Here is a 25,478-nt window from a genome sequence, read left to right on the forward strand (position 1 = left end):
TTTTATTATTCTTACATTAAAGCGCTCACAGAGCATTATAAAAATCTATTTATTATTCTTGATTGATCATCTGAATAAGGCTCATACGTTATGGCAAAAAATAAAAGCAGTTATGTCTGTCAGAGCTGCGGTGCGCACTTTGGCAAGTGGGCAGGACAGTGTACAGACTGCGGCGAATGGAACAGTTTGGTTGAAGCGCCAAATGTCAGTATGCCGCACCATAACAAAAATACGGTAAAACCCAATGCCAGCCGCGCCGTTTCTCGAAGTACAGGAACGACCGCTGGCAACTACTCAGGAACGCATAGTGCGGTCATGCCGCTAAATGCGGTAAGTGTAACACTAGATACACGCCTGCCGACGGGCATTAGCGAATTTGATCGGGTCTTAGGCGGAGGGCTGGTTGCCGGTTCTGTCGTTTTGATCGGCGGTGACCCTGGTATTGGTAAATCAACGATTCTTTTACAGACAGCGACTAATATGGCGAGGGCTGATTCGCTAGCAGGAAGCGCGCTGTATGTAACAGGTGAGGAGTCTCTTGCACAGGTGGCGATGCGCGCCAAGCGCTTAGATTTACCAGCGGATAGGTTGCGCGTCCTTGCTGAAACCAACGTTGAAACGATTTGTGCTGCCTTGACTCAAGAGCAGCCTGCAATTGCTATTATTGACTCGATTCAGACCATTTATACCGATGCGATCAATTCAGCACCAGGCGGCGTCAGTCAAATTCGAGAATCGGCGGCTATTTTGACCCGCTATGCCAAGCAAACTGGCACGGCGCTATTCTTAGTAGGACATGTGACCAAAGAAGGAACGCTGGCAGGGCCACGCGTGCTTGAGCACATGGTCGATACGGTTTTATATTTTGAAGGTCAGTCCGATTCACGTTTTCGCATGATACGGGCGGTAAAAAACCGTTTTGGCGCGGTTAATGAATTGGGCATTTTTGGTATGACAGATATGGGACTAAAAGAAGTGGCCAATCCGTCAGCGATATTTTTAAGTCGTTATGACAAGCCCGTAGCGGGTTCTGTAGTGATGGTAAGCCGTGAAGGCACTAGACCCCTGCTGGTCGAAGTACAAGCCTTGGTTGATGACTCACAAGGTTCACCAAGACGTATGGCCTTAGGATTGGACTTTCAGCGACTATCAATGCTTCTGGCGGTCATGCATCGTCACGGCGGCATTCATACAAGCGGCCAAGATGTATATGTTAACGTCGTCGGTGGCGTTAAAGTCATTGAAACAGGGTCTGATTTGGCCGTGCTATTGGCTTGTGCCTCTAGTATTAAAGAAAAGCCTTTGCCATCATCACTTGCTGTCTTTGGTGAAGTCGGCTTATCTGGTGAGATTCGCCCTGTTCCTAACGGGCAAGAACGTCTAAAAGAAGCGATGAAACACGGCTTTAAACACGCAATTATCCCTAAAGCCAATGCCCCTGCTAAAGATTCGCCGCAGTTTAAAGGCATCAATGTTATTGCGGTTGAACGTCTGGATGATGCGATTGAAAGCGCTTTTGAGTTATAGTTTTCAAAAGCAGTGCAGTATTAACTATTAACTATTAAACGTAAAAGAAAGCGCCTAACTTGAAAGAGTTAGGCGCTTTTTTTAAAACTAAGGTTAAGCCGTTTTTTGATACGAAACCGTTAAAGGTTTAAACCGCGAGTGGTCTAAAACGTTAATGGTTTAAGAGGCTGGGCCTGAAACACGCTCAATAGACACGTTTCCCACACCTTTATTAGTAATACCAAGCTGCTTGGCAGCACCATATGACAAATCCATCACGCGATTACCATGAAATGGACCGCGATCGTTGACTTTAACGACGACACTTTTACCATTGGTTTTATTGGTGACTTTAACGTAGCAGTTTAATGGTAGCGAGCGGTGAGCAGCAGTTAAGCCGTTCATATCAAAGGTCTCACCGCTAGCGGTTTTACGGCCATGAAACTGACGACCATACCAAGAAGCTAAGCCGGTTTGCTTAAACTTACTCACAGAGTTAGATGCTACTGCGGTTAGACGCTCTAAAACATCTTCGTCATTAGACACTTGTGCGGTATCACTGGCGAGCAGTGAGCTGCTAAGCGCCAATGAAGTAGGCTGACGGGCAGATTTAACTAAGCTTGATGCGCCGTCATGTTGACGACTGAGTTCACCGAGTACACGGTCGATATGGGAGGCGTTATCTTGCGAAATCATTGCAAGAGAGGTTTTGGATTCTACAGCATTTGCATTAGTAGCGATTGCAGAGCCGGCAAATAAAACTGCTGACATTGTCAGTAAACCAGATAAACGCTTATTCATAAATACCTCTATAGCATATACATTAGAACCTAACTCTAAAAACATCTTAGAGAGAGCGAGACAGTATTAGACCACTCTAACAGTATCGCAAACTCTAAAGCCTCTTGATCATCTACATTTCTCATCACGATGATCATAAATATGGGCTTTTTTAAGCTCTAATATATGGTAATTTTTTATTTCATCGTCATAAGAGTGGACGTTTATACTTAACTGACCACACTCCTATGACACGCTCAAATGATAGTTAACAATAGTAATTAAACAACTAAAATAGGGTAATACTAACTGCTAAAGGACTTTTTCACATTGCTAAATTAATAAAGGGTTTAAAGTGTGTTGCGTATTTCTTTGTTATTAAACCGTTAATTAAGTAGTGCCTTTGAAAGTCAAGAATCTACAATTCGCTAACTATACGGATAAGCTACAACTGCAATATAATTAAATGATATCTTTCTTAGTAGCTATGTACGGGTTATGTATCAAACTACAATAAAACGAGGGTAACGCAATTAATTGTAAAAAACAAGAAGTAAAACCTAACAGTACTAATCGGTCATTAATAATGCTTTGTTAGTGATAAGATATGGATATCAAGGAAAAAATATTATTAAAACAATAACTTATGAATAACTCAAGATTGAATAATTAAGGTTTTAACAGCAATCTGGGTGAAATTAATGACAAACTAAAAAGCGTTAAAAGAGGAGATATTCATTTAATTTTAGATGTTTCGCTGTTACGTTCGATTACCTAGCACAGCGCATTTTTCTCAAATTCTTAGGCAAATTTGCTAACGTATGATTTTATAAACGACTATATAGGGTGGTTATATGACTATTTCAACCCAAATTTATGACATTTATTGAGCCGAATCCTTGCCATATAAGTCTATCTTTTAAGCCAATTAGTCCCTGCAGAAAGGCATTTGCAACAAGGAGATGCTCTAGCCAGATTTGTGCGTATGAATTGACATTAGTAAGCCAAAACCGGCCATTAACGTCACAATGGCAGTACCACCATAACTGATAAAAGGCAAGGGCACACCGACGACGGGTAGAATGCCGCTGACCATGCCGACATTGACAAAAACATAAACGAAAAAAGACATGGCAATCGCGCCTGCTAGTAATCGACTATAAGCATCAGGGTGCGAAAAGGCGATATATAAAGCACGAGTTAGCAAGCAGGCATAAATAAACATGAGTAGTATGACGCCGAGCAAGCCGAATTCTTCAGAAAAAGCGGCGATAATGAAGTCGGTATGACCTTCTGGTAAAAAGTGTAGGTGCGATTGTGTGCCTTCTAAATAGCCTTTTCCCGTTAAACCGCCTGCCCCAATAGCTGTTTTGGATTGAATGATATTCCAACCAGCCCCTTGAACGTCAGCCTCAGGATTAAACATCGTTAAGACACGTGTACGTTGGTAATCGTGCAACAAAAAATTCCAAGCGAAGACAATAAGTGGTACTGCCAACGCAGCCGCACTAGCAATCAAGCGCCACGATAGTCCTGCCAGAAACAATACAAAGATGCCACTGGCGGCGACCAATAAGGAAGTACCAAGATCAGGTTCTTTAGCGATTAATAATACAGGAACTACAATTAATGCTAAGGTGATGGCGATGCTTGCTAGAGATGGCGGTAAGTCACGTTTGGATAAAAACCACGCACACATCATTGGCATACCAAGCTTCATAAACTCTGAAGGCTGAACACTGCCAAATCCCGGTAAGTTAATCCAGCGCTGCGCTCCCATACGCACCTCGCCAATGATATCGACCAGTACCAATAATATCAGCCCCAACAAATAAAATATGGGCGTAAAGGTACGATAAAGGCTAGGCGGTATCTGTGCCATGGTAAACATCACTGTGAATGCCACGCCATAACTGATGACTTGGCGGATGACCATGTCGGTATCTTGGCTTGCCGCGCTATATAGAATGGTTAAACCAATGCAACAAACGGTTAACAGTAATAAGGTTAACCACGGATCTATATGAATGCGTTGCCAAAGCGTCGGCGCATGACCTTGACCTAAATGGTGGCTCTGACGTGAAAAACGGTATTGTAAGTTAGAAGGCATAGGCAAAATGTGACTGACAATGAGCGTGAAAAGGAAGTCTGCTTTAACAAACAATAAGTAAGCAATCAGTGAAGATAAGCATGGATTTGGTCCCTAAAAAACGAATCTGATAATGAACTGAGCAACTTTTCAGTAATAAAGTAACGTCAATATAAACATTATAAGGATAAGTGTTAATAACCGACAGGTGACCGCTGATTCGTGGCGATAGTTTAGCCTGCTTGCTTAAAATTTGATAGTATCGATAAAACGTTTTTAGCGGTAGCTTCTTATAATGATCAAGACAAAAAAATCTTTTTATAGGCAAATTTATAAGCCTATTATTGCCCTAGGTATTTGTGTCAGCAGTATCTCTGTATATGCTGCTATTATAAGTGATAATAGTGAGCGTCGCATCCAAATACGTCATGGTAGTAGTGCAAACGATAGCAGCAATGCCTATATCACACCTGCTAAGAGCTATAGCGGCGGTGCGACCATACTAAGTGAGGGAACTAGTCGGTCAAATGCGCTCGGTGGTGATAGTATGCAAGGGCTCATTCAACAAAAACAGCGTGAATTTAATTTCGATAGTGGAGTATCGATAGAAGAGAGCAAACGCGTTATTACCAATAAAGGTGCGCCGCGTTATAACACTACTTATAGCACTGGAAATAATAACCTTGGGAATAGTAATTATAACGATTTTACCAGTATGGATTTTAATGTATGGTTAAATAGTAATAGCTACCGCGCAAGCCAAGTGGCCAATTATCAACGCTATTTAAGCTCACGCGTCGGCGCAAGAAATGTACCGCCCTTATCGCAGCTGCTGACGACCGCTCGTAGTTGGGATAAATGTGGTTATGAGCCTTATCAGCTACCGCCGCAGGAACTTTGGGCAAATATGGTACCGACTTTGCAGCTTTATAGTCAGCTAAAAAGTCAAGGTATTTTACCTGCCAGTACCGAGATACGATCAGTATATCGTAGTCCGGGATTAAATAACTGCGCAGGCGGAGCGAGTGCTAGTAAGCATATGACCGCAGGCGCAATGGATATTTGGGTCCCTGAATATGAAGGCAATTTATGGCAGCTAAGTCGCATGCAAGACGGTTTGTGCGAGTTTTGGCAATATCAAGGTCAGTCTCATAAATTTGGTTTAGGGTTATATTCTACCGGCGCTATCCATTTAGATACCGATGGTTATCGAAAATGGGGCTTTAATCATGCCAGTAGTAGCTCTGCCTGCCGTTATTAGGGGCTATAAAATAACTTAAAAAAAGCTCAGCCAATAATTTTACTGGTTGAGCTTTTTTATCGAGCTATTTTTTTAAGCGTCTGCAAAAATAAGCAATGGGTTCTACGACTTTTTCTTAGGTTTCTTCTCGTCCCAAGGGTTAACCTCACCGACAGTTACGATTAAAAAGTTATCAGGCTTTAGAGTGTCGCGCAGGGTTTGGTTGACCTCTGACAGTTTAACCTGTTCGATACGATTGACATAGTTGGTCAGGTAGCTAGTAGGTAGCTGATAAAAACTCATCATTCCGAGCAGACCGTTTATTCCAGCATTACTGGCAAATCCCATTGGGAAACTGTTTTTTAAATTATCCGTGGTCAATTTCATCTCATCGCTAGTGATGCCTTTATCTAACGTTTCATTAATAACTTCTAAACTAGCGTCAATTGCCGCTCGCGCTTTGTCATTACGAGTAGAGAAACCAATCTGATAAGGTCCGCGCGCCAGCATCGGATTCATCGAGCCTGAAATACCATAGGTATAGCCAAGATTTTTTCTGACTTCGGTCATCAGTCGGGCGTTAAAATCGCCCCCTGCTAGCACTTCGTTACCGACGGCAAAGTTGGTTTGCTCTTGCTGTGCTTGCGGGTCTGTCGCGCGCTTTTCGCCCAGTTGTCCCATTAATACCGTGGTTTGGGTGCTAGGAAACGGGATATGGATATGCTGAGGTTGGATTAATGGTTTTGGTTCGGGCAGGGCAGATGCAGCTTTACCGAGGGGTAACTCTGCCGTTATGTCTTCAGCCAATTTTTTGGCTTGTTCTAAAGTTAAGTTGCCCGTCATAGCAAGCGACGCATTGGCGGCGACTAAATAGCGATTTTTAAAGTCGATCAGCTGTTGTCTTTCGATATTTGGTACCGTTTCTAGCGTTCCAACCGATGGATGCGCATAAGGGTGGTCGCCATAGAGGGCTTTACTAAAAGCGATACTGGCAAGACTGCCTGGGTCTTGTTTTTGCTGCTGTAAACCGACCAGTAAGCGAGCTTTGTTGCGGGCTAAAATTTGCTCATCAAAGCGTGGCTCAATGAGCATTTGTGTCATTAAATCAACGGCAGGCAGTAGGTGTTTGTCGTCAGACAAACTGCGCAACGAGACAATAAACATGTCTTTATAGGCGCTACTACCTAGATTAATTCCCAAGGTTTCTACTGCCCGCGTAAATTCATTTTCATCTAAGCGCTTAGAGCCTTGTTCAAGCATCGTCGCGGTCATATTAGCAATGCCAAAGACTGACTGACTGATACTGCCATCACGCGCGCTACCGGCATTAAAGCGCAAATCAATATCGACGATAGGCAAAGTAGTTGTCGGCCCAAAAAGCACAGGAATACTAGCTTTGGTCTTAAACGACTGAATCTTTGGAACCGTGACTTGTAGAGGTTTGGTATCGTCAAGGCTACTTAGTTTAGAGAGAGCAGCAATAGGCGCGCTAGTATCAACTGCGGCTGCTGGCGTGCGAGTATCTTCGCCACCTGCCATATCTGCCTGCGCAATAGTGGTCAAGCTCATCATCCCAAAGAATGCACAAGCACTCAAGTAAGGCAGCTGATTAAAATGAGATGTAAATTTGATTTTCTTAAGAAAAGGTGTTTGAGTCATGTCTTTCTTCTTATTAAAAGTCTTTAAGATTAGGTTTCTACCAAAATAATGGATAGCAGGTTGATATTATTTAGCTTTGTCTACCGTGTCTTTATTAGCGGTATTTTTACTATTGGTATCTTTGATCATCTTATTTTGGCTAGCTTTATCTTTATTGGTAGGCTCTTTAGGGGGAATGATATGCATGACCGTTAAATTATCTTTGATCAAATACTTTTTGCTTGCTGCTTGGATATCTGCAATCTTGACACTATCAAGCTTGGTTGGCAATTTGGCCAGTAGCCTGTCATCAAGACCGATAGATTGCAGTGAGCCAATCATACGCGCCTGACCTTCCATACTGTCTAGTGCATACACCAAGCCAGTGACAGTGTTGGTTTTGGCGCGCTCGATTTCATCGGCAGCAATCGGGTCGGTCGATAGCTTATTAATCTCATTGATAATGGCTTGTTGTGCCTGCGCTAAACTGACGCCTTCGCGCGGGGTTGCTTGTATCAAAAATAGCCCATCGCCGCGATCTAGCAAATCATAAGACGTACCAACTGTGGTAAGCAGTCCTTGCTCGCGCACCAACCTGGTCTCAAGACGTGCTGATAGACCACCATCCAATACATCTTGCGCAAGCGATAGCGCATAAGCTTGCTTTTCATTATTAGCGCCTGCTGTTACCAGACTTGGTACGTTATAACCCATTAATAAAACGGGTACTTGTACTGCTTGTTCAGATTCTACCTGTTGATAACCACGAAAACCCTTTTGCGTGACCGCAGGGCGCTTAGGTAGCGCGCTCGGTTTTAGCTCACCAAAATAGCGTTTGACCTGTGCCAGTACTTCGGTTGGTTCGACATCGCCGACGATAACCAACGTCGCATTATTGGTTGCGTACCATATTTTATACCAGTCTTTTAAATCGTTAAGGGTGATTGATTTAAGCTCGTCCATGGGTCCGATGACCGATTCGCCTTTTGGACTGTTTGGCAATGCTAGTAGCCGAAATGATTCATAAGCTTTGGCAAGCGGATTGTCATCCGTACGCTGACGACGCTCTTCCATCACCACTTGGTGCTCTTTTGCAAATGCTTTGTCATCAAAAACCAAATTTTTCATGCGATCCGCTTCTAGTTCTAGAGCTAACGACAAGCGGTTGGCTGGGAATAGCTCGTAATAACCAGTGTAGTCGTAACTGGTAAAGGCATTGTTAACGCCACCAAATTTGGCAATCAAACGTTCGAAATCGTCACTTGACACGTCAGTAGTGCCTTTAAACATCATATGCTCAAGCACATGAGATATGCCGCCTTTATCGACTGGCTCATCGGCGGACCCAACGCGATACCAAATCTGAGTCATGACCACAGGTGCGCGGTGGTCTTCTTTGACCACTATCTTTAGACCATTTTCGAGCTGGTATTCGTGGCGGCCAGACATATCCATCGCTAGCGCTGACGATTGCTCAGCGTCTTTAACTGTTTGGTTTTTTTTGACCAAGCCTGTTGAGGTGGTGTTTTTATTCGTAACAACCTCATTCATCGAAGAAATAGCACTAGTTTGGCAAGCAGTAAGGGTAGTTGCCATGGCTAAGGCGCAGGCAAGGCGTAAAGTGTTAGCAGATGATGGGAAAGACAGAGATGAAGACATGATAGGTTCTACTTATATAAAAGGTAGCTGATAAGTGACTGAGTGATAAAATGAGAATGGTGCATGTTTATGCTTAGATGAATATACCTATTTATGATAAACATAACGCCATTATAAAGACTTGTGTGCTCCAACCATCACGCTAGCAGTCGGCTTAAATTCTTGTGTAGTGCTACAGCCAGTTGAGGACAACGCGATAATAGTAAAAAGCAAGGCGGCGCCCATTTGGGTCATTTTTTTATAATGGTTCGATAGTGATAACATAGGTCATTTCCAATATAAGTGGCCAAGTAAAGTAAACGAAATAGGGTGGCATAATCATGCTAAGGGTAGGCGAAGTTTGGCTTATTAAAGGTCAGATTTTTGTGTCCAAACCTTAAGCGAAACTTGCTTAGATAGTTATAGGATTCATAAACCTATCATTAGGAAGATTATTCTTAATTACTAAACGCTTTTATTATAAATTTATGGGTTTTTATAATTTAACCATGCTCTACGATGCTAAAGGCTAAGCGCCGCTTGAATTATGCTAAACTAGGCTAAAAATAATCGTCCGTTAATTATCAAAAGCGGGCGGCACGTCATTTTAAAAACTACTGATAATGATAACTTTTAGGGCAAGCTTATGAATAATCCCAATAACAGCAATCGTGTGATCATCAACCTCGACGGCGGTCTTGATGATTTGGATGACGATGATATTACCTTACCCAGTCTGTCAGCGCAATCCGTGCCCATCATCGATGAGTCTGAAGATACTTCACTTACCGATGCAGCAGACTTACCATTAGTGACGCCGACTATTGAGACAGAAAAACAAAGCCCAGCGGCAAATACTTTAGAAAGTACGGTAAAAAATAGCTCAGAAAGCACTGCAAGTACCGCTAAACCAAACGCTGCTTCATCTTCGTTTACAACGACAATTCCTACGATGCCTTTGCAAGCTCATTTAGGCGATAGTGCGAGCGTTTCCTTTACCACTAGAGAGACAAAAGCATCAACAAATACGCAAATCGAATCACCGCAGCTAGAAGAGTCGCCAGCGTCAGAACAGACTGAGGATAATAAGAAAAAAGGCAGCTGGTTTAATCGTATGAAGACGGGGCTGAGTAAGTCACGTAAAAATCTTGCCGAAGGGATGGTCAGTATTCTTATCGGTGGCAAAGAGATTGACGATGAGCTCCTAGAAGAAGTGGAAGACCAGCTATTGGTCGCTGATATCGGTGTCAATGCTACCAATCGTATTATTAAGAGCCTGACTGAACAAACCGCCCGCGGCGATTTGATTTATGCCCATTCATTATATAAAGCGCTGCAAACTGAGCTGGTCGATATCTTAACGCCAAAAGTGGCACCACTGGTGATTGATAGCAGCAAGAAGCCTTTCGTTATTTTAGTTGTGGGCGTCAATGGCGTCGGTAAAACCACCACGATTGGTAAACTCGCTAAGCGCCTACAAGGTGAAGGCAAATCCGTCATGCTGGCGGCTGGCGATACGTTCCGTGCCGCTGCCACTGAACAGCTACAAATCTGGGGTGAGCGCAATCACATTCCTGTCGTTGCTCAAGGTCATGGCTCTGATAGCGCCTCTGTCATCTTTGATGCGATGCAGTCTGCTAAAGCAAAAAATATCGATGTATTAATCGCTGATACGGCAGGGCGCTTGCAGAATAAAACCCACTTGATGGCGGAGCTTGAAAAAGTCGTTCGCGTCATGCGTAAAGCTGATCCAAGCGCGCCGCATGAAGGCATGATTGTCCTCGACGCTGGCACGGGTCAAAACGCCATCAATCAGGTTGAGTTATTTAATGAAGTCGTACCATTGACTGGTATTACCATTACCAAGCTAGACGGTACGGCAAAAGGTGGTGTGGTATTCAATATCGCTGAAACCACTGATGTGCCTATTCGTTATATCGGGGTTGGTGAGTCGATTGATGATTTGCGTGCCTTTAGTCCAAAACAGTTCGTCGCCGCCTTATTTGAGACCGATGATAAAGAATAGCACTTGCTAGATTTTTTCAATAAATGTCAAAAATATGAGTGTTTAGAGGGCAGAGTCATGATAGTCACCATAGTAGCCGTTGAATCGCATCAGTTAGCATTGATTGCTAGTACGCATGAGCATAGCAGCCCTAAGCTAGTCGAAGTTAATTGGCTGCAGGTGGGCGATTCTTGGCACAGCTCAAAATCCATTCCCAAGCTTAAAAAGCATTATGGGCTTGTTGATGAAGATTTTACCTTTATCGCTCAAAATAACCTAAGCAAAAGCGAGCCTGCTGAGGCGCTACTTTTAGAAGCGCTTGAGCAATTAGTATCCTATTTTAAAGGTGAGCGTCAAGCATTTGATTTACCGTTAGATATAAGCTTAGGCACTAATTTTCAGCAAAGCGTCTGGCAACAGCTACAACAGATACCGCATGGCGAAACGATTAGTTATGCCATGCTCGCTCAGCGTGTTGGTAATCCTAAAGGCTTTCGCGCCGTCGCCAATGCTAATGGCAAAAACCCCTTTAGCATCATCATTCCTTGCCACCGTGTTATTGCGAGCGATGGTAAGTTGGGCGGTTATACTGGCGGCTTAGACAAGAAAGAGTATCTACTCGCGATTGAAGGTATTACCTGCAAAACGTAAGTGAGTTTCTTGTTTATTATAGTTAAAAACGAAGAAGCCAAACGTTTTAAGCGTTTGGCTTCTTTTTTGTATAAGCAAAAAATATGAGCAATAAAATTTACTGCTCAAGCTGCGCCATAACTTCATCTGTGAAGTTCACATTGCTATAGACTTCTTGAACATCGTCGATGTCTTCTAGCATATCAATCATTTTCATTACCTTTAGGGCATCATCAATGTTGTCAATCTCAGCGCTCGTAGCGGCTGCCATGGTAACTTCGGCATTGTCCGAGACAAGCCCTGCTGCATTGAGTGCATCTTTTACTTGACCGAAACTTTCCCATTCAGTAATAACCAGTAGCGATTCGCCATCGTTTTCGATATCAAGTGCCCCAGCGTCCAAGGCGGCGAGCATGACTTCTTCTTCTAAGCTGACATCGTTAAAAACGATTTCACCGCGCTTGGTGAATAAATAAGAAACTGAGCCTGAAGTACCAAGATTGCCTTCATTTTTGGTAAAGGCATGGCGCACTTCACTGACCGTTCGATTAAGGTTGTCTGTCATGGTTTCTACCAATACCGCAACGCCGCCGACACCATAGCCTTCGTAGCTGACCTCATCCATATTGTCATTGTCATCGCTGCCAGTTCCACGAGCTACCGCGCGGTTAATAGTATCTCGTGTCATATTAACTGACAGTGCTTTTTCGATAACTGCACGCAAGCGCGGGTTTTTATCAGGGTCGGGGTCACCTTGCTTGGCAGCAGAAACAATTTCACGAATAATTTTGGTGAATATTTTACCTTTTACCGCATCCTGACGGGCTTTACGGTGTTTGATATTTGCCCATTTTGAATGGCCTGCCATATGACGTCCTTACGTTTTACGGGTTATTTATAGTGCGAATAATAAAGTTGTTCAATCGTATCCCAGTAACAACTTTTTATACCTGACGCGGTATGCTTATTATATGATTGAGCTGTTAATGCAGTGTAATAGACCTATCAGCAAGCCAACGATTTGTATGTTGTTTGGCGCACTTTTTTGCTACACTGCTATTTTCTATCTTTTGACCCACTGTCAATTCTGATGATGACGGTCGATATCAACAATATTTGCAATATTATAAACCACTTTAGCGCATTTTGACCAACCTTAGCTTGACCATGTCAGCTTAAAGCGTTCGGTTTTATATGACCATTGATTTTGTGACGTTATTGACTCTATGAAGCAACCTACCGCCGAAGCCATTACTCATTTGCGTAACCGCATTCACATTATTATCGAAGGCACCGACACCCGTTTGGGTAAGCTGTTTGATATTGTGTTGTTGATTGCGATTTTGGCCAGTGTCGCCGTCGTCATGCTCGATAGTGTGCTATATATGCGATTGCAATATGGTACGTTGTTTCGTTATGCAGAATGGTTTTTTACTATTTTGTTTACGATTGAATATGTCCTGAGGTTATTCTCAGCTCCCAATCGATTTCGCTATGCTTTTAGTTTCTTTGGCATAGTGGATTTATTGTCAGTATTGCCAAGCTACTTAAGCCTCGTGTTTGGCGGCGTCCAGTATTTGCTCGTGATTCGCATACTACGTATCTTACGGGTGTTTCGGGTTCTCAAGCTCAATACTTACATGCAGCAAGCGGGTTTTCTTGCTTCAGCGCTTAAAACCAGCCAACAGAAAATCACGGTATTTTTCTTATCACTCGTATTGCTCGTGACTATTTTTGGCTCGGTTGTCTACGTGGTGGAAGGGCCAGAAAATGGTTTTACTAGTATTCCCATTTCTATTTATTGGGCGGTGGTCACGGTCACAACCACCGGCTATGGCGATATGTCACCCAAAACGCCGATCGGGCAAGCGATAGCATCAATGGTAATGATTACTGGTTATGCAATTATTGCCGTACCGACGGGTATTTTTACCGCTGAGCTGGCGCGTAATATGCGCCCACAGTTAAACCCCATTGCTTGTCCAAACTGTGGAAAATTTGGTCATGCGGTAGGCGCGGATTTCTGTGATCGCTGCGGCCACGCATTGCATGTTTAGTATTCTATATATTCAGAAACCAGCGGTGATAAATCAATGATCACGCCTAGATTGACTAAATTCCAATACTGACCCGAAATCGTTCGGTCGAGCATCATCGTCGTCGCTGATGGTTGGAATTGCCCAAAATACTTCAATGAGGTACGCATTTGGGCGATAACTTCATGATGGGTTTGACTGCTACCAAAGTCAAAAGGGCCTTCTTGATAAGGTTCTATTGATAAGGGTTTAAGGCCAATTTCTAACCATTTTTCATAAAACTCGCCTGGCACGACCTTATTGTCATCGCGGCGAATATCAAGGGCAATCAAGTCTTGCTCAAGCGCGGTCACATCGCCCTTCAAAGCGTGTCTGGCAAAACGACGAAATAACTGTACTTCGCTATCGCTATAACTGCGAATGCCGCCAAAATCATAAGCGACGACGCTGCCATCGGAGCGGAAAGCAAAGTTGCCGGGGTGGGGATCACAGTGCATGCGGTATAAACCAAATAGCTGTCCGGCGCTAAAATGAAACAGGCGCTTGGCGATTTTTTGCTTAATGTCATTGTCCCAAGTCGCGGCGACCGCTAGCGGCTCACCCATCTCTTCAGTCAAGGTTAAAATCCGCTTGGAAGAGTGGCTACTGATCACTTTAGGAATAATAAGGCCCTCATCATCGGCATGAAAGGCGCCAAATACTTGTAGGTTGTGTGCTTCTTTAATATAGTCTAGCTCGTCATGCAGACTTTGACGAATCTCATTAAACAACTGTTCTTGTAATTGCTTACTCATATTGAGAACGCCGGCTATTTTCAACGCCATCCGAACTTGTTTTAGGTCGCTATCACAGTTTTCATCGACATCAGGATATTGCACCTTTACTACTACTCTTTGGCCAGATGGTAAAATGGCTCTATGTACTTGACCGATTGACGCGGCAGCAAATGGTGCTTCTTCAAATTCAGTAAATAGATCAGCAATCGGTGCTTTTAGCTCGCGCTCAACTTGAGTACGTATCTGGGCATAAGGCATCGGCGGCGCATCTTTTTGCAATTTTTCTAAAGCAGTAGCAACCTCAGGTGGAAACACGTCTTTATATTGCGAGGCGATTTGGCCCACTTTCATCACCGCGCCTTTCATTTCACCAAGTGTTTCGGCTATTTGCACACCGACATCTTGCATCAGCGCTGAGCGCGCTTCTAGACGTTTTTCTTCGTCACTTGAGAGATGCTTTAATGAGTTTTTAGCAGCTTTTCCGGCAATACTTGCCGTCATGCCAGCGAGTTTCATAAAGCGTTTTCCGGACGATTTTGCCATTCATATCACCATATTGTGGGTTATTTTTTATGCTCTAATGTTATTATTTTAATCATATAATTGCTGTTTGACTAATGTGCCAAAAGTAGCTTGACCGCCGCTACTTTAATGATATTTGTCGTATATTTATTTTGTCATAATCCTTGTGTGGTTAAAGATCATTATAGCTAAATTAGTGGTCTAATTTTAGAGCATAAGTATGGGTCAGAAAATAATCCAATGCCATCTGATAACCCAAATGCCCTAAGCCGCAAATGACGCCGACGGCCACATCGCTTAAATAAGAATGCTGCCGAAACGGCTCACGAGCGTGAACATTGGATAAATGCACCTCTATAAAGGGTTTTTGTGTTGCCAATAGAGCATCGCGTAGCGCAACTGAGGTATGAGTAAAGGCGGCGGGATTAATAATAATCGCATCTACTTGTGCAGCAGTCTCTGCTAAAAGACCATAATGCTGAATCTCATCGACCAATTTGCCTTCATGATTTGATTGGGTACAAATCAGCTCGATACCGTATTTGGCGGCGTGCTCGATCAAATTTTTCTCAATATCAGCAAGTGTCGTTTGGCCGTAGATTTCAGGCTCACGTTTACCGAGTAAATTTAAATTAACGCCATTAATAAGTAATAATTTATGCGTCAGAGTTTTATGGCTATCTTGTTGTGAGGCTTTGTCTGTCGCTGCTGGCTGAGAAGTGGCGGTCATAATGGGCTCTATCGTTACTAAGGAGAATTGGCTGTTCTATTTATCATTAAAAGGGATAAACGACATAATATTATAAATACGCTCTTTTTAGAGTTTTTGAGAAATTAAATTCACTAAATATGAAACGTTTTAGCCCTGTATCATAACAGCTTAGACGTAGCGTTATAAAAAATAACATGAAAAATCCCCTTAAGAACTAAAAATCGTGTTAAAAGTCTTTATGTTGCCAAAAACCCATGCTATGATATTTTTTACGCAACAAATATTACTTGTTTGTTGCTAGACCCAGTTAGACCAATTATTGATCTGCCTAAAGCATCTTTAATATAAGTTTATACCGGTCATAGTAAATTTACTAAACGCTGAAGCATAAAGAGGGTAGTAAAACGCTTTATGCTCAGATAATGGTATGTAGAGTAGTACTCTTACATTTCGATTTCATAATCTTAAACCCTGTTTATATGCAATGTCGCAAAGGAATTTGGGGTTAAGTAAACTTTTTAGGAAGTAATATTATGTCAGCTCGTGAGCAAGGTATCGTTAAGTGGTTTAATGACTCAAAAGGCTTTGGTTTCATTCAACGTGATAGCGGCGAAGATATTTTTGTCCATTTCCGTGCAATCCAAGGTGATGGTTATCGCTCTTTAAAAGATGGCGAAAAGGTTGAGTTTAGCGTTGTAGAAGGCGATAAAGGTCTGCAAGCTGAAGAAGTCAGAAAAGTAGAAGAGTAATCGCTACAGTCATCAGCGCCGTTCAGCTATAATGTCTGTACAAACTACTGATATACTACTGAGTCAAGCCGGTCTTGTCTTACCTATGCTTAGTTGAACGCAGCATATTCGGTAAGTTTAGGCGTTGGGCTTGGCTTTTTTTATGCTTATATGATTTGCCTCATTAAAGATAACAAATTATGAGATAATTTTCTTAGCCGAGATTTTTATTAAGATATACAGTTAATGCTCGTTATGAGCGTTTTATTTGTTAATACAGACAAGTTATCAATGACAGATAAGCGATTTATACAAAAGGATATTTTTTTGAGTACTTTTAAGACGTTTACGGATTTGCCGCTATCAGACGCTACTTTGCGCGCAGTAAAGGATTTGGGATTTACCGAACTGACGCCCATTCAAGCACAAATACTACCTCATACACTGGCAAATCAAGATGCTATCGGACAGGCTCAAACAGGTACTGGCAAGACAGCAACGTTTTTACTGACTATCATGGAAGCATTACTCAAGCGTCCTTTTGCTGCTGATGAAAAGCGCTATTTGGGGGAGCCACGTGCTGTAGTGATGGCGCCAACGCGTGAGCTTGCTCAGCAAATATTTGATGATTGCATTGCGCTGACCAAATATACTTCACTGCATAGCGTTTGTATCATGGGTGGTACCAATTATGAAACCCAGCAGCATGAGCTTGAGCGTCAGTATGTCGATATTTTGATCGCCACGCCAGGTCGTTTGATTGACTTAATGCACAAAGGCATGGTCTATCTAGATCGCGTCGAAGTATTGGTGTTAGATGAAGCTGACCGCATGCTGGACATGGGTTTTATTCCAGATATCAAACGTTTGGTCGGTCGTATGCCGCCCAATACCGATCGTCAAAGCTTGCTGTTTTCTGCTACCTTTAACCAAGATGTGATGAATCTGGCCTATCGCTGGTTACATGAGCCAGAGTTTGTGGAGATTGAGCCCGAACATAAAACCAGTGAGCTGGTTGATCAGCATTTTTACCTATTAACCGAAGATCAAAAACTAGCAGCATTGCAGCGTATCATCAGTGATTCGGCGGTAGAAAAAGTCATCGTTTTTGCCAATCGTAAAGACCAAGTAAAGCGCCTATATCATAAGCTGCGTCAAGCTCATAAAATCGTGATGTTATCGGGTGATGTCATTCAACAAAAGCGTGAAAAATATCTACAACGCTTTAAAGATGGCCATGCTTCCATCTTGGTAGCAACCGATGTGGCGGGGCGCGGTATCCATGTCGATGATATCAGTCATGTGGTTAACTATACTTTGCCAGATCAGCCAGATGACTACGTTCACCGTATTGGTCGTACTGGCCGCGCTGGCCAGACGGGTATCAGTATCAGCTTCGTTAGTGAAGATGATGCCTTTAATATCCCGGCATTAGAGAAGCATCTAGATACCAAGTTTAGCCTTGAGCAATGGCAAGAATAGTATTATTAAAGCAACGCTTGTTTTGGTAAATATTGCTTAATAAGCGCTGCTTAATAACATTGCTGCATAAAAGAAGCCCTTAACATCATCGTGATGTTAAGGGCTTTTTTTATAGACTGATAATGATTCTTATACTGCTATTGAGAAGATTCTGGCATAGCCTCGTGATGATGGCTATTCATTTCTTGCTCATCTGCTATATGGTTCATATTGTGATTCATACTGTGAGCCGCATTAGGTTGCATATTATGATCCATCGTGCTATTCGTAGCAGGCATCATATTGTGATTCATATTACTCATATCATGATGGGCTGAGGCATCGCTATCTGCCATCATAGCAGAGTGGCTGTCATGATTCATTTGTCCGTGCTGATGACCAGCGCCGCCGTGCCCACCATGCAAACTAGACATAGCGATAGGAACAAAAGCGACCGCTAAGCCAGATATCACCATGATAGCGCCATTAATTTGTCTTAAACGCATGCGACCAATGTTCTTCCGCAACCAGCCAACCGTTTCATGGGTAGCGACTAACATCGGTACCGTTCCCAAACCAAAAACAAACATCAATACCGCGCCACCCAGTGGATTGTGAGCGACAACGGCAATCAGTAGAGCGCCGTAAACCAGACCGCAAGGTAAAAACCCCCATAATAAACCTGCTGCTAATGCTCGTGGAAAGGTATTCAGCGGAAAGACTTTTTGCCGTAGTGGACTGAGAAATTGCCAAAAGCGCATACCGACGCGCTCAAGCTTGGCCAAAAATGGGGCGCCCAGCATCGTGACGCCGACAAACACCAATACCAAGCCCAATAAAATTCGCGGTATATTATTGCTGGTCATTAAGGGTGCAAGTACGGTTGTACCAACCAGCCCAGCGATTAGACCCAAAAATGCATAACTGCTTAAACGTCCGAAATGATAAGTGGCTATTAAAGCGCGGCGTTTAGCGGGGCTCACATCTTTCATCGATAAACTGAATGCCGCGACCAGACCGCCGCACATACCTAAGCAATGCGGTGAACCAAAAAATCCCATAAATAATGCCGCAACAAGCAAAGCTGTGGTCATGGGGCGTAACTCCTAAAATTGGAAAAGAGCGAACTTGTCTTAACATTTTATTTAACGACAAAATGATAAGGTAAATACGCATAAGTGAGATAGTAAAGGCTACATTTTTGTGCCTTTATTCATCGCTATCTGTTTGTTTAACCGATACGGTATCTGCATGAGTTGGCTCATTATCAATCTTATTAACAATGCCGTTATCCATATTGTCTTTGATCTTGTCAGTCGCTGACACATCACTGGCTTGAGGCGGATTGTGGTTAGACTCATGAGCTTGAATCGTCTGCCGACGTTCTTGACGGTCATCTAATATAATGCGTTGTGAGGCGTTATCTAAATCTTCAAATTGGTTTGATTTGACCGCATAGCGCACTGCCCAAATAGCAACCACAAACAGCATTAAGCTTAAGGGAATTAATAAAAACATACTGAGCATGGCGAACCTCTTAAATAGCCGTTTCTTATATTATACACGCATCGAAGTGGCATAGATGGTCTATAGGGTCCAAAGGTAAGAGAGTATTTAAATCAACGATAATGTGAATGGAGCAAGGTTAGGTTGATAGTTTTCAGTTTGGTTTTATTCAGTAGGCGTTTTGACGGCACTGCCTCTTGGGGTTAACAGTTGCTGCGAGGTCACATCATTGGCATGACGACAGTTTGCTTGCGGACGTATCACATCACGTAAGTAAGCTGCAACTTCATAAACCGCCCGCCGCGAATGACTCAAGTTCTGAGCTGGTTCCATCCAATCGCGCTGGACCGGTAATGGGGCGTTAATCGATGTACTATTGATACCATTTAAAGCAAACTGCCTTCTTGCTCGCGCCATATGATAGCTATCGGTGATAAGATAAACATGATACAGAGGAATACGCTTGGCGGTGAAACGAGCATTTTCACAGGTATTCATACTGGCGTTTTCGCTAATCAAACCATCAATACCATGTTCGATGAGCCATTGACCGAGCCAAGGCGCCTCAGCACCACTAAGGACGATAGGAAGCGGTAAGTCGTGATAAGCAGTTGCCGCTGTACGGGCGCGATTGAGACTATAGTTATTTAGGATAGTTTGATTATTATTGTCATTGGTCAGACCGCCGCCTAATACTACATAAGCAGTCGGCGGAGAGCTCATGGAGGACGGAGGCATTTTTGGCAAAGGTAAATGACCTAAAATATACACTACCGCTTGCGAAAATAGAGGCGTAAATAAACTGATAAGAACGAGAATAATGGCCGTTGAGCCAAGCAAAAAAGTGGCATTAATAATACGAAACAGCTTTATCATACGCTCAGCTGAACGTAAATAAGAGCGCCATAAGCGCTTGGACCATGATCGCTTAGACCACATGCTCATCAAATCCAATAGAGCCGTCAGCATTTACCCAAACCGGCTCGCGCGCCAATTCAATCGCAAACTTCTCATAGACAATGTCAGCGATATGCTGTTGGGCTTTTGCTACATCTGCTTGAGTTGCTTGATGTGGGCTGTGATTGGTTAGTACTAACGCTTGCTGCTGATGGGTCATAATCGGCGCTAGACCACCGCCTTTTAGCCCAGATTGCTCAATTAACCAACCAGCAGCAACCTTAACCATGGCATCAGGCACTGGGTAGCCAACGATGCTAGGGTGAGTCGATTGTAGCGCGATAAATTGCGCTTGAGGAATGATAGGGTTTTGAAAAAAACTGCCGCAATTGGGTAACGCTTTAGGGTCGGGAAGCTTTTGCTGGCGAATGTCTATAATCGCCTGCATGACGTCGGCGGGTATGGGTTGTGAGCGTCCTTGTTGCTCTGCATAGCGTTGGGCGACCAATTGCACATCGCCATAGCTGGCGAGAATTTTAGTAGCATTGGTATGTAAGCGAAATCCCACACGGCTGATTAGCCAAGTATTAGGCGCTCGTTTAAAGATACTGTCGCGATAGCCAAATTCGCAGTCTGCTGCTGTTAGATGATGCCAAGTTTGGGTTGGCAGGTGATAAGCCCGTACGTATTGCAGGCAATCTTCTAATTGGACACCATAAGCGCCGATGTTTTGTACGGGAGCCGCACCAGTCAGACCCGGAATCAATGCTAGATTTTCAAGCCCATACCAGCCTTTAGCCACCGTATGCAGCACCAAGTCATGCCAGTTTTCACCTGCCATGACTTCAATATCGACATAACGGTCTGTTTGCGCGGTCATTATGATACCGCGCATCTGTGGCCGTAAGACGATAGCATTTAGGTGCGCTGGCAAGAGGACATTGCTACCGCCTGAGAGCACGAATAACGGCTTATTAGACGCCTCTTTTAGATAATTTACCATAAAGGCATCAAGTTGCGCCTCATCCGTTAGCGTTACGACCGCATCTGCCATACATGACAACGCCATAGTATTATTATGGGACAAATCAACCGATTTAACTTGTCGTAAGTCATTTACGAGATTAGTCAAGGTCGTAGGTTGTGCACTAGAATCATGGCGTAAAGCTGAGGTCATAACATAGCCTATGGGGCAAATAAACAAAAAACGATACGGCGTTTATTATAAAGGATACAGGGTATAAAGGGAGCAAAAATATAGCGCTAAGTATGATTGAACGTGAATAAGCAATGAGAGTTGCTAAGCGATTTTCCAGCTTTCAATCCAAGCTTGGGCACTAGATTCAATTCGTTCAATCACTTCTTCGAAGTCATCTGCGTCACCTTGATAAGGGTCTGGTACATCATCGCCACCGTAGGTTGGGTCTTCTTCACTAAATAATGCCAGTTTGGCAAGCTTACCATCTGTCTCCTTGATGCTGTCTTTGATAGCTTGCAAATCGGCTAAGTTTTGCGCATCCATCGCCAAAATTAAATCGAAATTTCGAAAGTCGTCAGCGCTCACTTGACGCGCGACCAGCTTATTGATGTTGTAACCATGGGCTTTGGCGTGGCGCTGTGCCCGCTCATCTGGCGCATGACCAATGTGCCAATCTCCCGTTCCTGCTGAATCCACTTTCATCGCCAGCCCTGCAATCGCTGCTTGCTGACGGAAAATCTCTTCGGCAGTTGGGGAACGGCAAATATTCCCTAAACAAACCACTAGAATAGAGGAAGGAGTAGACGCTTTGATTGGCATATAATGACCTTTTATCACAACAAAAAAACATGCCGTCAAGACCAGCATGATAATGCGGTTGCTTAGCATGTTATCGAATAAATTAGTTGGTGGTTAGCGTAACGGTTAATACCTTGAATGGCAAGAGCAGAGGTAAACAATAGGGTCACGCTAGGCAATAAATAATAGAGTACTGCTGTTACTGGCAGCCTCTAGTCTTGATTGTTTTTAAAGCGTTGTAAATCACGACGCTCTTTTTTATTGGGTTTATTATCAGGGCGGGCAAGGTTAGCAAGTTTGCGCTGCTCGGCATAATAAGCGCGGCGATCTTCACTTTCTTCAGTTTCAGAATATAAAACTTGGGCGGCCGTCGCGTTACCGCGTTGTGCGCTTAGCGCTTCGACAATCACTGTTTTTTCAGTCATCGCAGTGGCTGAGCCTTGGCGAATACTCAACTCATCGCCGACGGCAATCTCCTTACTGGTTTTGACACGGCTTCCTGCATAATGGACGCGACCGCTTTCGATGGCTTCTTTTGCAAGAGTGCGGGTGCGATAAAAGCGCGCGGCCCACAACCATTTATCAAGCCGCATACGCACCGTATCTGGTTGGCTATGGCTCGGCTGATTGTGGTTTTTATTATGTTTACTCATCAAAACCTCATAAATATCAATAAACTAAGATAATAATGGTGATTTTTTTGTCAATTAAAAGAGCGCTAAGCGATTAAAGTCATTAAAAAGCGGCTTGTATGGATAAATAAAAGTCTAAAGCCAATGATACCTCGGTATATGCCATAGAATCCTCAATATTAGTAAGCGGCCAATTTTGGTAAATAAGCCGCTTATCCTATGTTGTCATTATGTTGTCATCGTTTTTGCTAAAATCTATTTTTAGAGTTTTTTTAAAAACCTACTTTAAAAATAACTGATAGCCAATATTGTCATTAAGCATGGTGCAGTCATAGCCGATATCAAGAAGCGCGTCTTGTAGAAGGCGAGAGTTGCCTTCAGAAGCTTGCAAGCCCACCAACACACGACCTTCAGCAGCACCATGATTGCGATAATGGAATAAGGTGATATTAAAGTCGTCTCCCAATTTTTCTAAAAAGGTCAATAAAGCGCCCGGACGTTCTGGGAATACTACGCTTAATAATTGCTCATTTTCGACATGGGCATGACCGCCAATCAAATGACGAATATGAGATTTGGCGATATCATCATCGGTTAAATCATGCGCTTCATAGCCATCGGCTGCCAATTGGTTGCTAATCGTTTGACGTTCTTTCTCGCCTTCTTTTAAGGCGATACCGACGAAAATAGACGCAGGTTCCATAGAGTCGGGTGATTTTTTGCTATCGGCACGGTAATTAAATTCAGTAATATTACGGCCATGTAGACTGCGGCAAAAGTTTAAAAACGCGCCCGTTTGCTCAGGGATGGTCACGCCAAAGATGGCTTCTTTTTTCTCACCAATCTCCGTACGCTCAGCGATATAACGCAGACGGTCGAAGTTCATATTGGCACCGCAAATGATACCAACACAGTTTTTACCTTGTAGATTATGAGTTTCGATGTATTTTTTCATTCCAGCAACTGGTAATGCGCCAGCAGGTTCAACGATACTGCGGTTTTCTTCAAAGATATCTTTCACCGCTGCGCAGACTTCATCATTGCTGCAGGTCACCACGTCAGTCTCGACTAAAGGGCCTGATGCATCACTCTTTTGCATTCGAACGATATCAAAAGGCAGCTCGCCAATTTGGGCCACGGCGACACCATCGACAAACAGCCCGACTTGTTTGAGTTTGACCCGTTCATTTGCTTCAAGCGCCGCCTTAAGAGATGCTGATTGTTCTGCTTCGACCGCAATGACTTTGACATGCGGCGCCACTTCGCCCAAAAATGCTGCCACACCAGAAATCAAACCACCACCGCCTACGGCAACGAAGACGTAATCCATGTTGCGCCATTGCTGGGTCAATTCCAGACCAATAGTCCCTTGCCCTGCAATCACCAATTCATCATCATAAGGCGGGATAAAGGTTAAACCTTCTGTCTCAGCACGATTGATTGCATAGCGATTTGCTTCATCAAAACTATCACCATGCAAATCGACATTACCGCCAAGCGCGCGTACGGCATCGACTTTGATATCCGGTGTGGTGGTTGGCATCACGATGATGTTATTCAGCTCAAGCTTACGGGCAGAGTAGGCAACGCCTTGCGCATGATTACCGGCCGAGGCACAAATGACGCCGCGCGCTTTTTGCGCATCGCTCAATTGGCTAATACGGTTATAAGCACCGCGCAATTTAAAGGATTTAACCGGTTGCAAATCTTCGCGCTTGAATCGAATATCATTAGCAAAACGTTGGGTCAGCTTCGGTGCAGCTTCAAGTGGTGTTTGAATGGCGACGTCATAGACGGTGGCTTGCAAGATGGCTCGTACCCAGTGTGACAGCATAATGATTCCTAAACAAAGTGAAAATGAATAAAAGAAGTGTAAATGGTTATAAACTGGTGTTTGTTAAATAAACAGCAATAAACCAGTAAAGATAAACACAAAAACGAAATAGATTAGCCTATGCTGATTTTTACTATCTTGCAAGACACAATTGCAAATTTTGTGGGGAGTTTATTAAAGGTTAAATGCTCATTTATAAATACATTAAAGTAAGTATGCGCTATAAGAGGGTTCAATGAGTATTTAGAATAGGTTTTACGCTAACATAGCCTAAAGTCATCGGTTATAATAAGCGCGCCTTTTATTTCTTTTATCATTTTACCTCTTTTATCATTTTAGCTCTTTTAGAGTAAGACGTTTATTTTTCCAAGGATTTATGATGAGTGATCAGCAAGCACAAAAGCAAGCCGCAGCCAAAGCTGCCCTCCGCTATATCGAAGATGATATGATACTGGGGGTAGGGACGGGCAGTACGGTCAACTGTTTGATCGAGTTGTTACCGTCGTTAAGGCTTGCTGGCGCAGTGGCAAGCTCGCAGGTCACAGAAAATAAGCTTCGAGCACTAGGCATTGAGATAGTCGATTTAAACTTTGCTGGCCAGCTTGATGTTTATATCGATGGTGCTGATGAAGTAAATGAGCATTTGCAATTGATTAAAGGTGGTGGCGGCGCGCTGACACGTGAAAAAATTGTCGCTGCTGCTTCCAACAAGTTTGTCTGCATGGTCGATGAAAGCAAAAGTGTACAATGCTTGGGGCGCGAATTTCCCGTACCGATTGAAGTGCTGCCACAAGCGCGCTCATACGTAGCAAGACAATTAGCGCGTTTGGGCGGTGAGCCGGTGTATCGTGAAGATTTTGTCACCGATTATGGTAATGTGATTTTAGATACGTATGATTTGGATGTCAGTAATCCGCTGGCGTTTGAGCAAGAATTAAATAATATCGTTGGTGTGGTTTGTAACGGTATCTTTGCCGCCAATCAGGCCGATGTATTGCTCAGAGCGGGTATTGATGGCGTAACCACTTTAACGCGTTAATGGATTATTGAAAGGGTTTAGTGTTAGATAAA

The 25,478-nt window shown here is 43.4% G+C and carries 22 protein-coding genes; 8 read left to right on the forward strand and 14 right to left on the reverse strand.

The window, feature by feature from the left end; genetic code table 11:
* Nucleotides 1–90: 90 nt before the first annotated feature.
* Nucleotides 91–1,527 (forward strand): DNA repair protein RadA, encoded by a 1,437-nt coding sequence (gene radA, locus B4K26_RS10115; protein WP_296245305.1) that lies wholly within the window; start codon nt 91–93, stop codon nt 1,525–1,527.
* 159 nt (nt 1,528–1,686) lie between these two features.
* Here radA and B4K26_RS10120 read toward each other — a convergent pair whose 3' ends face one another.
* The gene (locus tag B4K26_RS10120) at nt 1,687–2,307 is read right to left on the reverse strand and encodes a septal ring lytic transglycosylase RlpA family protein (protein ID WP_296245307.1); all 621 of its coding nucleotides are present in this window, start codon (nt 2,305–2,307) and stop codon (nt 1,687–1,689) included.
* Between the two features lie 946 nt (nt 2,308–3,253).
* Nucleotides 3,254–4,396, reverse strand: coding sequence for a rod shape-determining protein RodA (rodA, locus tag B4K26_RS10125; protein ID WP_296245308.1), 1,143 nt, complete (start codon nt 4,394–4,396; stop codon nt 3,254–3,256).
* A 274-nt stretch (nt 4,397–4,670) separates the two neighbouring features.
* Between rodA and B4K26_RS10130 the strand changes: the two genes are divergently transcribed.
* Nucleotides 4,671–5,636 carry a D-Ala-D-Ala carboxypeptidase family metallohydrolase gene (locus B4K26_RS10130; protein ID WP_296245310.1) on the forward strand — a complete coding sequence of 322 codons (966 nt, stop codon included), beginning with the start codon at nt 4,671–4,673 and terminating at the stop codon, nt 5,634–5,636.
* Nucleotides 5,637–5,738: 102 nt separating this feature from the next.
* Here B4K26_RS10130 and B4K26_RS10135 read toward each other — a convergent pair whose 3' ends face one another.
* Together B4K26_RS10135 and B4K26_RS10140 are read right to left on the reverse strand one after the other, a co-directional pair.
* A complete protein-coding gene (locus B4K26_RS10135; protein ID WP_296245341.1) occupies nt 5,739–7,184 on the reverse strand; it encodes a M16 family metallopeptidase in 1,446 nt (481 codons plus the stop codon).
* A gap of 156 nt (nt 7,185–7,340) precedes the next feature.
* Nucleotides 7,341–8,912 carry a M16 family metallopeptidase gene (locus B4K26_RS10140; protein WP_296245311.1) on the reverse strand — a complete coding sequence of 524 codons (1,572 nt, stop codon included), beginning with the start codon at nt 8,910–8,912 and terminating at the stop codon, nt 7,341–7,343.
* 625 nt (nt 8,913–9,537) lie between these two features.
* Between B4K26_RS10140 and ftsY the strand changes: the two genes are divergently transcribed.
* Together ftsY and B4K26_RS10150 are read left to right on the forward strand one after the other, a co-directional pair.
* Nucleotides 9,538–10,917: a signal recognition particle-docking protein FtsY gene (gene ftsY / locus B4K26_RS10145; RefSeq protein ID WP_409521380.1), complete on the forward strand. Its 1,380-nt coding sequence runs from the start codon at nt 9,538–9,540 to the stop codon at nt 10,915–10,917.
* Between the two features lie 57 nt (nt 10,918–10,974).
* Nucleotides 10,975–11,547 (forward strand): methylated-DNA--[protein]-cysteine S-methyltransferase, encoded by a 573-nt coding sequence (locus B4K26_RS10150; protein WP_296245312.1) that lies wholly within the window; start codon nt 10,975–10,977, stop codon nt 11,545–11,547.
* Between the two features lie 97 nt (nt 11,548–11,644).
* Here the strand turns inward: B4K26_RS10150 and B4K26_RS10155 are convergent, their stop codons facing one another.
* Nucleotides 11,645–12,394 carry a YebC/PmpR family DNA-binding transcriptional regulator gene (locus tag B4K26_RS10155; RefSeq protein ID WP_296245313.1) on the reverse strand — a complete coding sequence of 250 codons (750 nt, stop codon included), beginning with the start codon at nt 12,392–12,394 and terminating at the stop codon, nt 11,645–11,647.
* Nucleotides 12,395–12,752: 358 nt separating this feature from the next.
* Here B4K26_RS10155 and B4K26_RS10160 point away from each other — a divergent pair, with 358 nt between their 5' ends.
* Nucleotides 12,753–13,583 (forward strand): ion transporter, encoded by an 831-nt coding sequence (locus tag B4K26_RS10160; RefSeq protein ID WP_296245314.1) that lies wholly within the window; start codon nt 12,753–12,755, stop codon nt 13,581–13,583.
* Here B4K26_RS10160 and B4K26_RS10165 read toward each other — a convergent pair.
* The gene (locus B4K26_RS10165; RefSeq protein ID WP_296245315.1) at nt 13,580–14,881 is read right to left on the reverse strand and encodes an ABC1 kinase family protein; all 1,302 of its coding nucleotides are present in this window, start codon (nt 14,879–14,881) and stop codon (nt 13,580–13,582) included. The two genes, B4K26_RS10160 and B4K26_RS10165, sit on opposite strands and share 4 nt — an antisense overlap.
* Before the next feature lie 172 nt (nt 14,882–15,053).
* Entirely contained in the window at nt 15,054–15,590 is a 537-nt protein-coding gene (gene aroQ, locus B4K26_RS10170) for a type II 3-dehydroquinate dehydratase (protein WP_296245317.1), read from the reverse strand.
* Nucleotides 15,591–16,105: 515 nt separating this feature from the next.
* Between aroQ and B4K26_RS10175 the strand changes: the two genes are divergently transcribed.
* Both B4K26_RS10175 and B4K26_RS10180 read left to right on the forward strand, forming a co-directional pair.
* Nucleotides 16,106–16,321, forward strand: a complete 216-nt coding sequence (locus B4K26_RS10175) for a cold-shock protein (protein ID WP_011513806.1) — start codon at nt 16,106–16,108, stop codon at nt 16,319–16,321.
* Nucleotides 16,322–16,591: 270 nt separating this feature from the next.
* Nucleotides 16,592–17,782: a DEAD/DEAH box helicase gene (locus B4K26_RS10180; protein WP_409521381.1), complete on the forward strand. Its 1,191-nt coding sequence runs from the start codon at nt 16,592–16,594 to the stop codon at nt 17,780–17,782.
* Nucleotides 17,783–17,919: 137 nt separating this feature from the next.
* On the opposite strand, the gene B4K26_RS10185 is transcribed toward B4K26_RS10180, so the two are convergent.
* The 7 genes from B4K26_RS10185 to ilvA all read right to left on the reverse strand — a co-directional run bounded on the left by B4K26_RS10185 (nt 17,920) and on the right by ilvA (nt 24,407).
* Nucleotides 17,920–18,855 (reverse strand): sulfite exporter TauE/SafE family protein, encoded by a 936-nt coding sequence (locus tag B4K26_RS10185; RefSeq protein ID WP_296245319.1) that lies wholly within the window; start codon nt 18,853–18,855, stop codon nt 17,920–17,922.
* Nucleotides 18,856–18,970: 115 nt separating this feature from the next.
* Nucleotides 18,971–19,288 (reverse strand): cbb3-type cytochrome oxidase assembly protein CcoS, encoded by a 318-nt coding sequence (gene ccoS / locus B4K26_RS10190; RefSeq protein ID WP_296245321.1) that lies wholly within the window; start codon nt 19,286–19,288, stop codon nt 18,971–18,973.
* Nucleotides 19,289–19,432: 144 nt separating this feature from the next.
* Nucleotides 19,433–20,206, reverse strand: coding sequence for a YdcF family protein (locus B4K26_RS10195; protein WP_313631290.1), 774 nt, complete (start codon nt 20,204–20,206; stop codon nt 19,433–19,435).
* Nucleotides 20,196–21,341, reverse strand: a complete 1,146-nt coding sequence (murB, locus tag B4K26_RS10200) for a UDP-N-acetylmuramate dehydrogenase (RefSeq protein ID WP_296245324.1) — start codon at nt 21,339–21,341, stop codon at nt 20,196–20,198. Before murB ends, B4K26_RS10195 begins: the two co-directional genes overlap by 11 nt.
* Before the next feature lie 123 nt (nt 21,342–21,464).
* Nucleotides 21,465–21,962 carry a low molecular weight protein-tyrosine-phosphatase gene (locus B4K26_RS10205; RefSeq protein ID WP_296245325.1) on the reverse strand — a complete coding sequence of 166 codons (498 nt, stop codon included), beginning with the start codon at nt 21,960–21,962 and terminating at the stop codon, nt 21,465–21,467.
* 191 nt (nt 21,963–22,153) lie between these two features.
* On the reverse strand, nt 22,154–22,594 hold the full coding sequence (locus tag B4K26_RS10210; protein ID WP_296245326.1) for an RNA-binding S4 domain-containing protein: 441 nt from the start codon (nt 22,592–22,594) through the stop codon (nt 22,154–22,156).
* Between the two features lie 259 nt (nt 22,595–22,853).
* Complete coding sequence (ilvA, locus tag B4K26_RS10215) at nt 22,854–24,407, reverse strand: threonine ammonia-lyase, biosynthetic (protein WP_296245327.1); 1,554 nt, start codon at nt 24,405–24,407, stop codon at nt 22,854–22,856.
* Nucleotides 24,408–24,786: 379 nt separating this feature from the next.
* On the opposite strand from ilvA, the gene rpiA reads away from it, so the two are divergent.
* Nucleotides 24,787–25,446, forward strand: a complete 660-nt coding sequence (gene rpiA / locus B4K26_RS10220) for a ribose-5-phosphate isomerase RpiA (protein WP_296245328.1) — start codon at nt 24,787–24,789, stop codon at nt 25,444–25,446.
* The last annotated feature ends 32 nt before the right edge of the window (nt 25,447–25,478 follow it).

The sequence above is a fragment of the Psychrobacter sp. UBA6766 genome, from assembly GCF_002453355.1.
In the GTDB taxonomy this organism is placed as follows: domain Bacteria; phylum Pseudomonadota; class Gammaproteobacteria; order Pseudomonadales; family Moraxellaceae; genus Psychrobacter.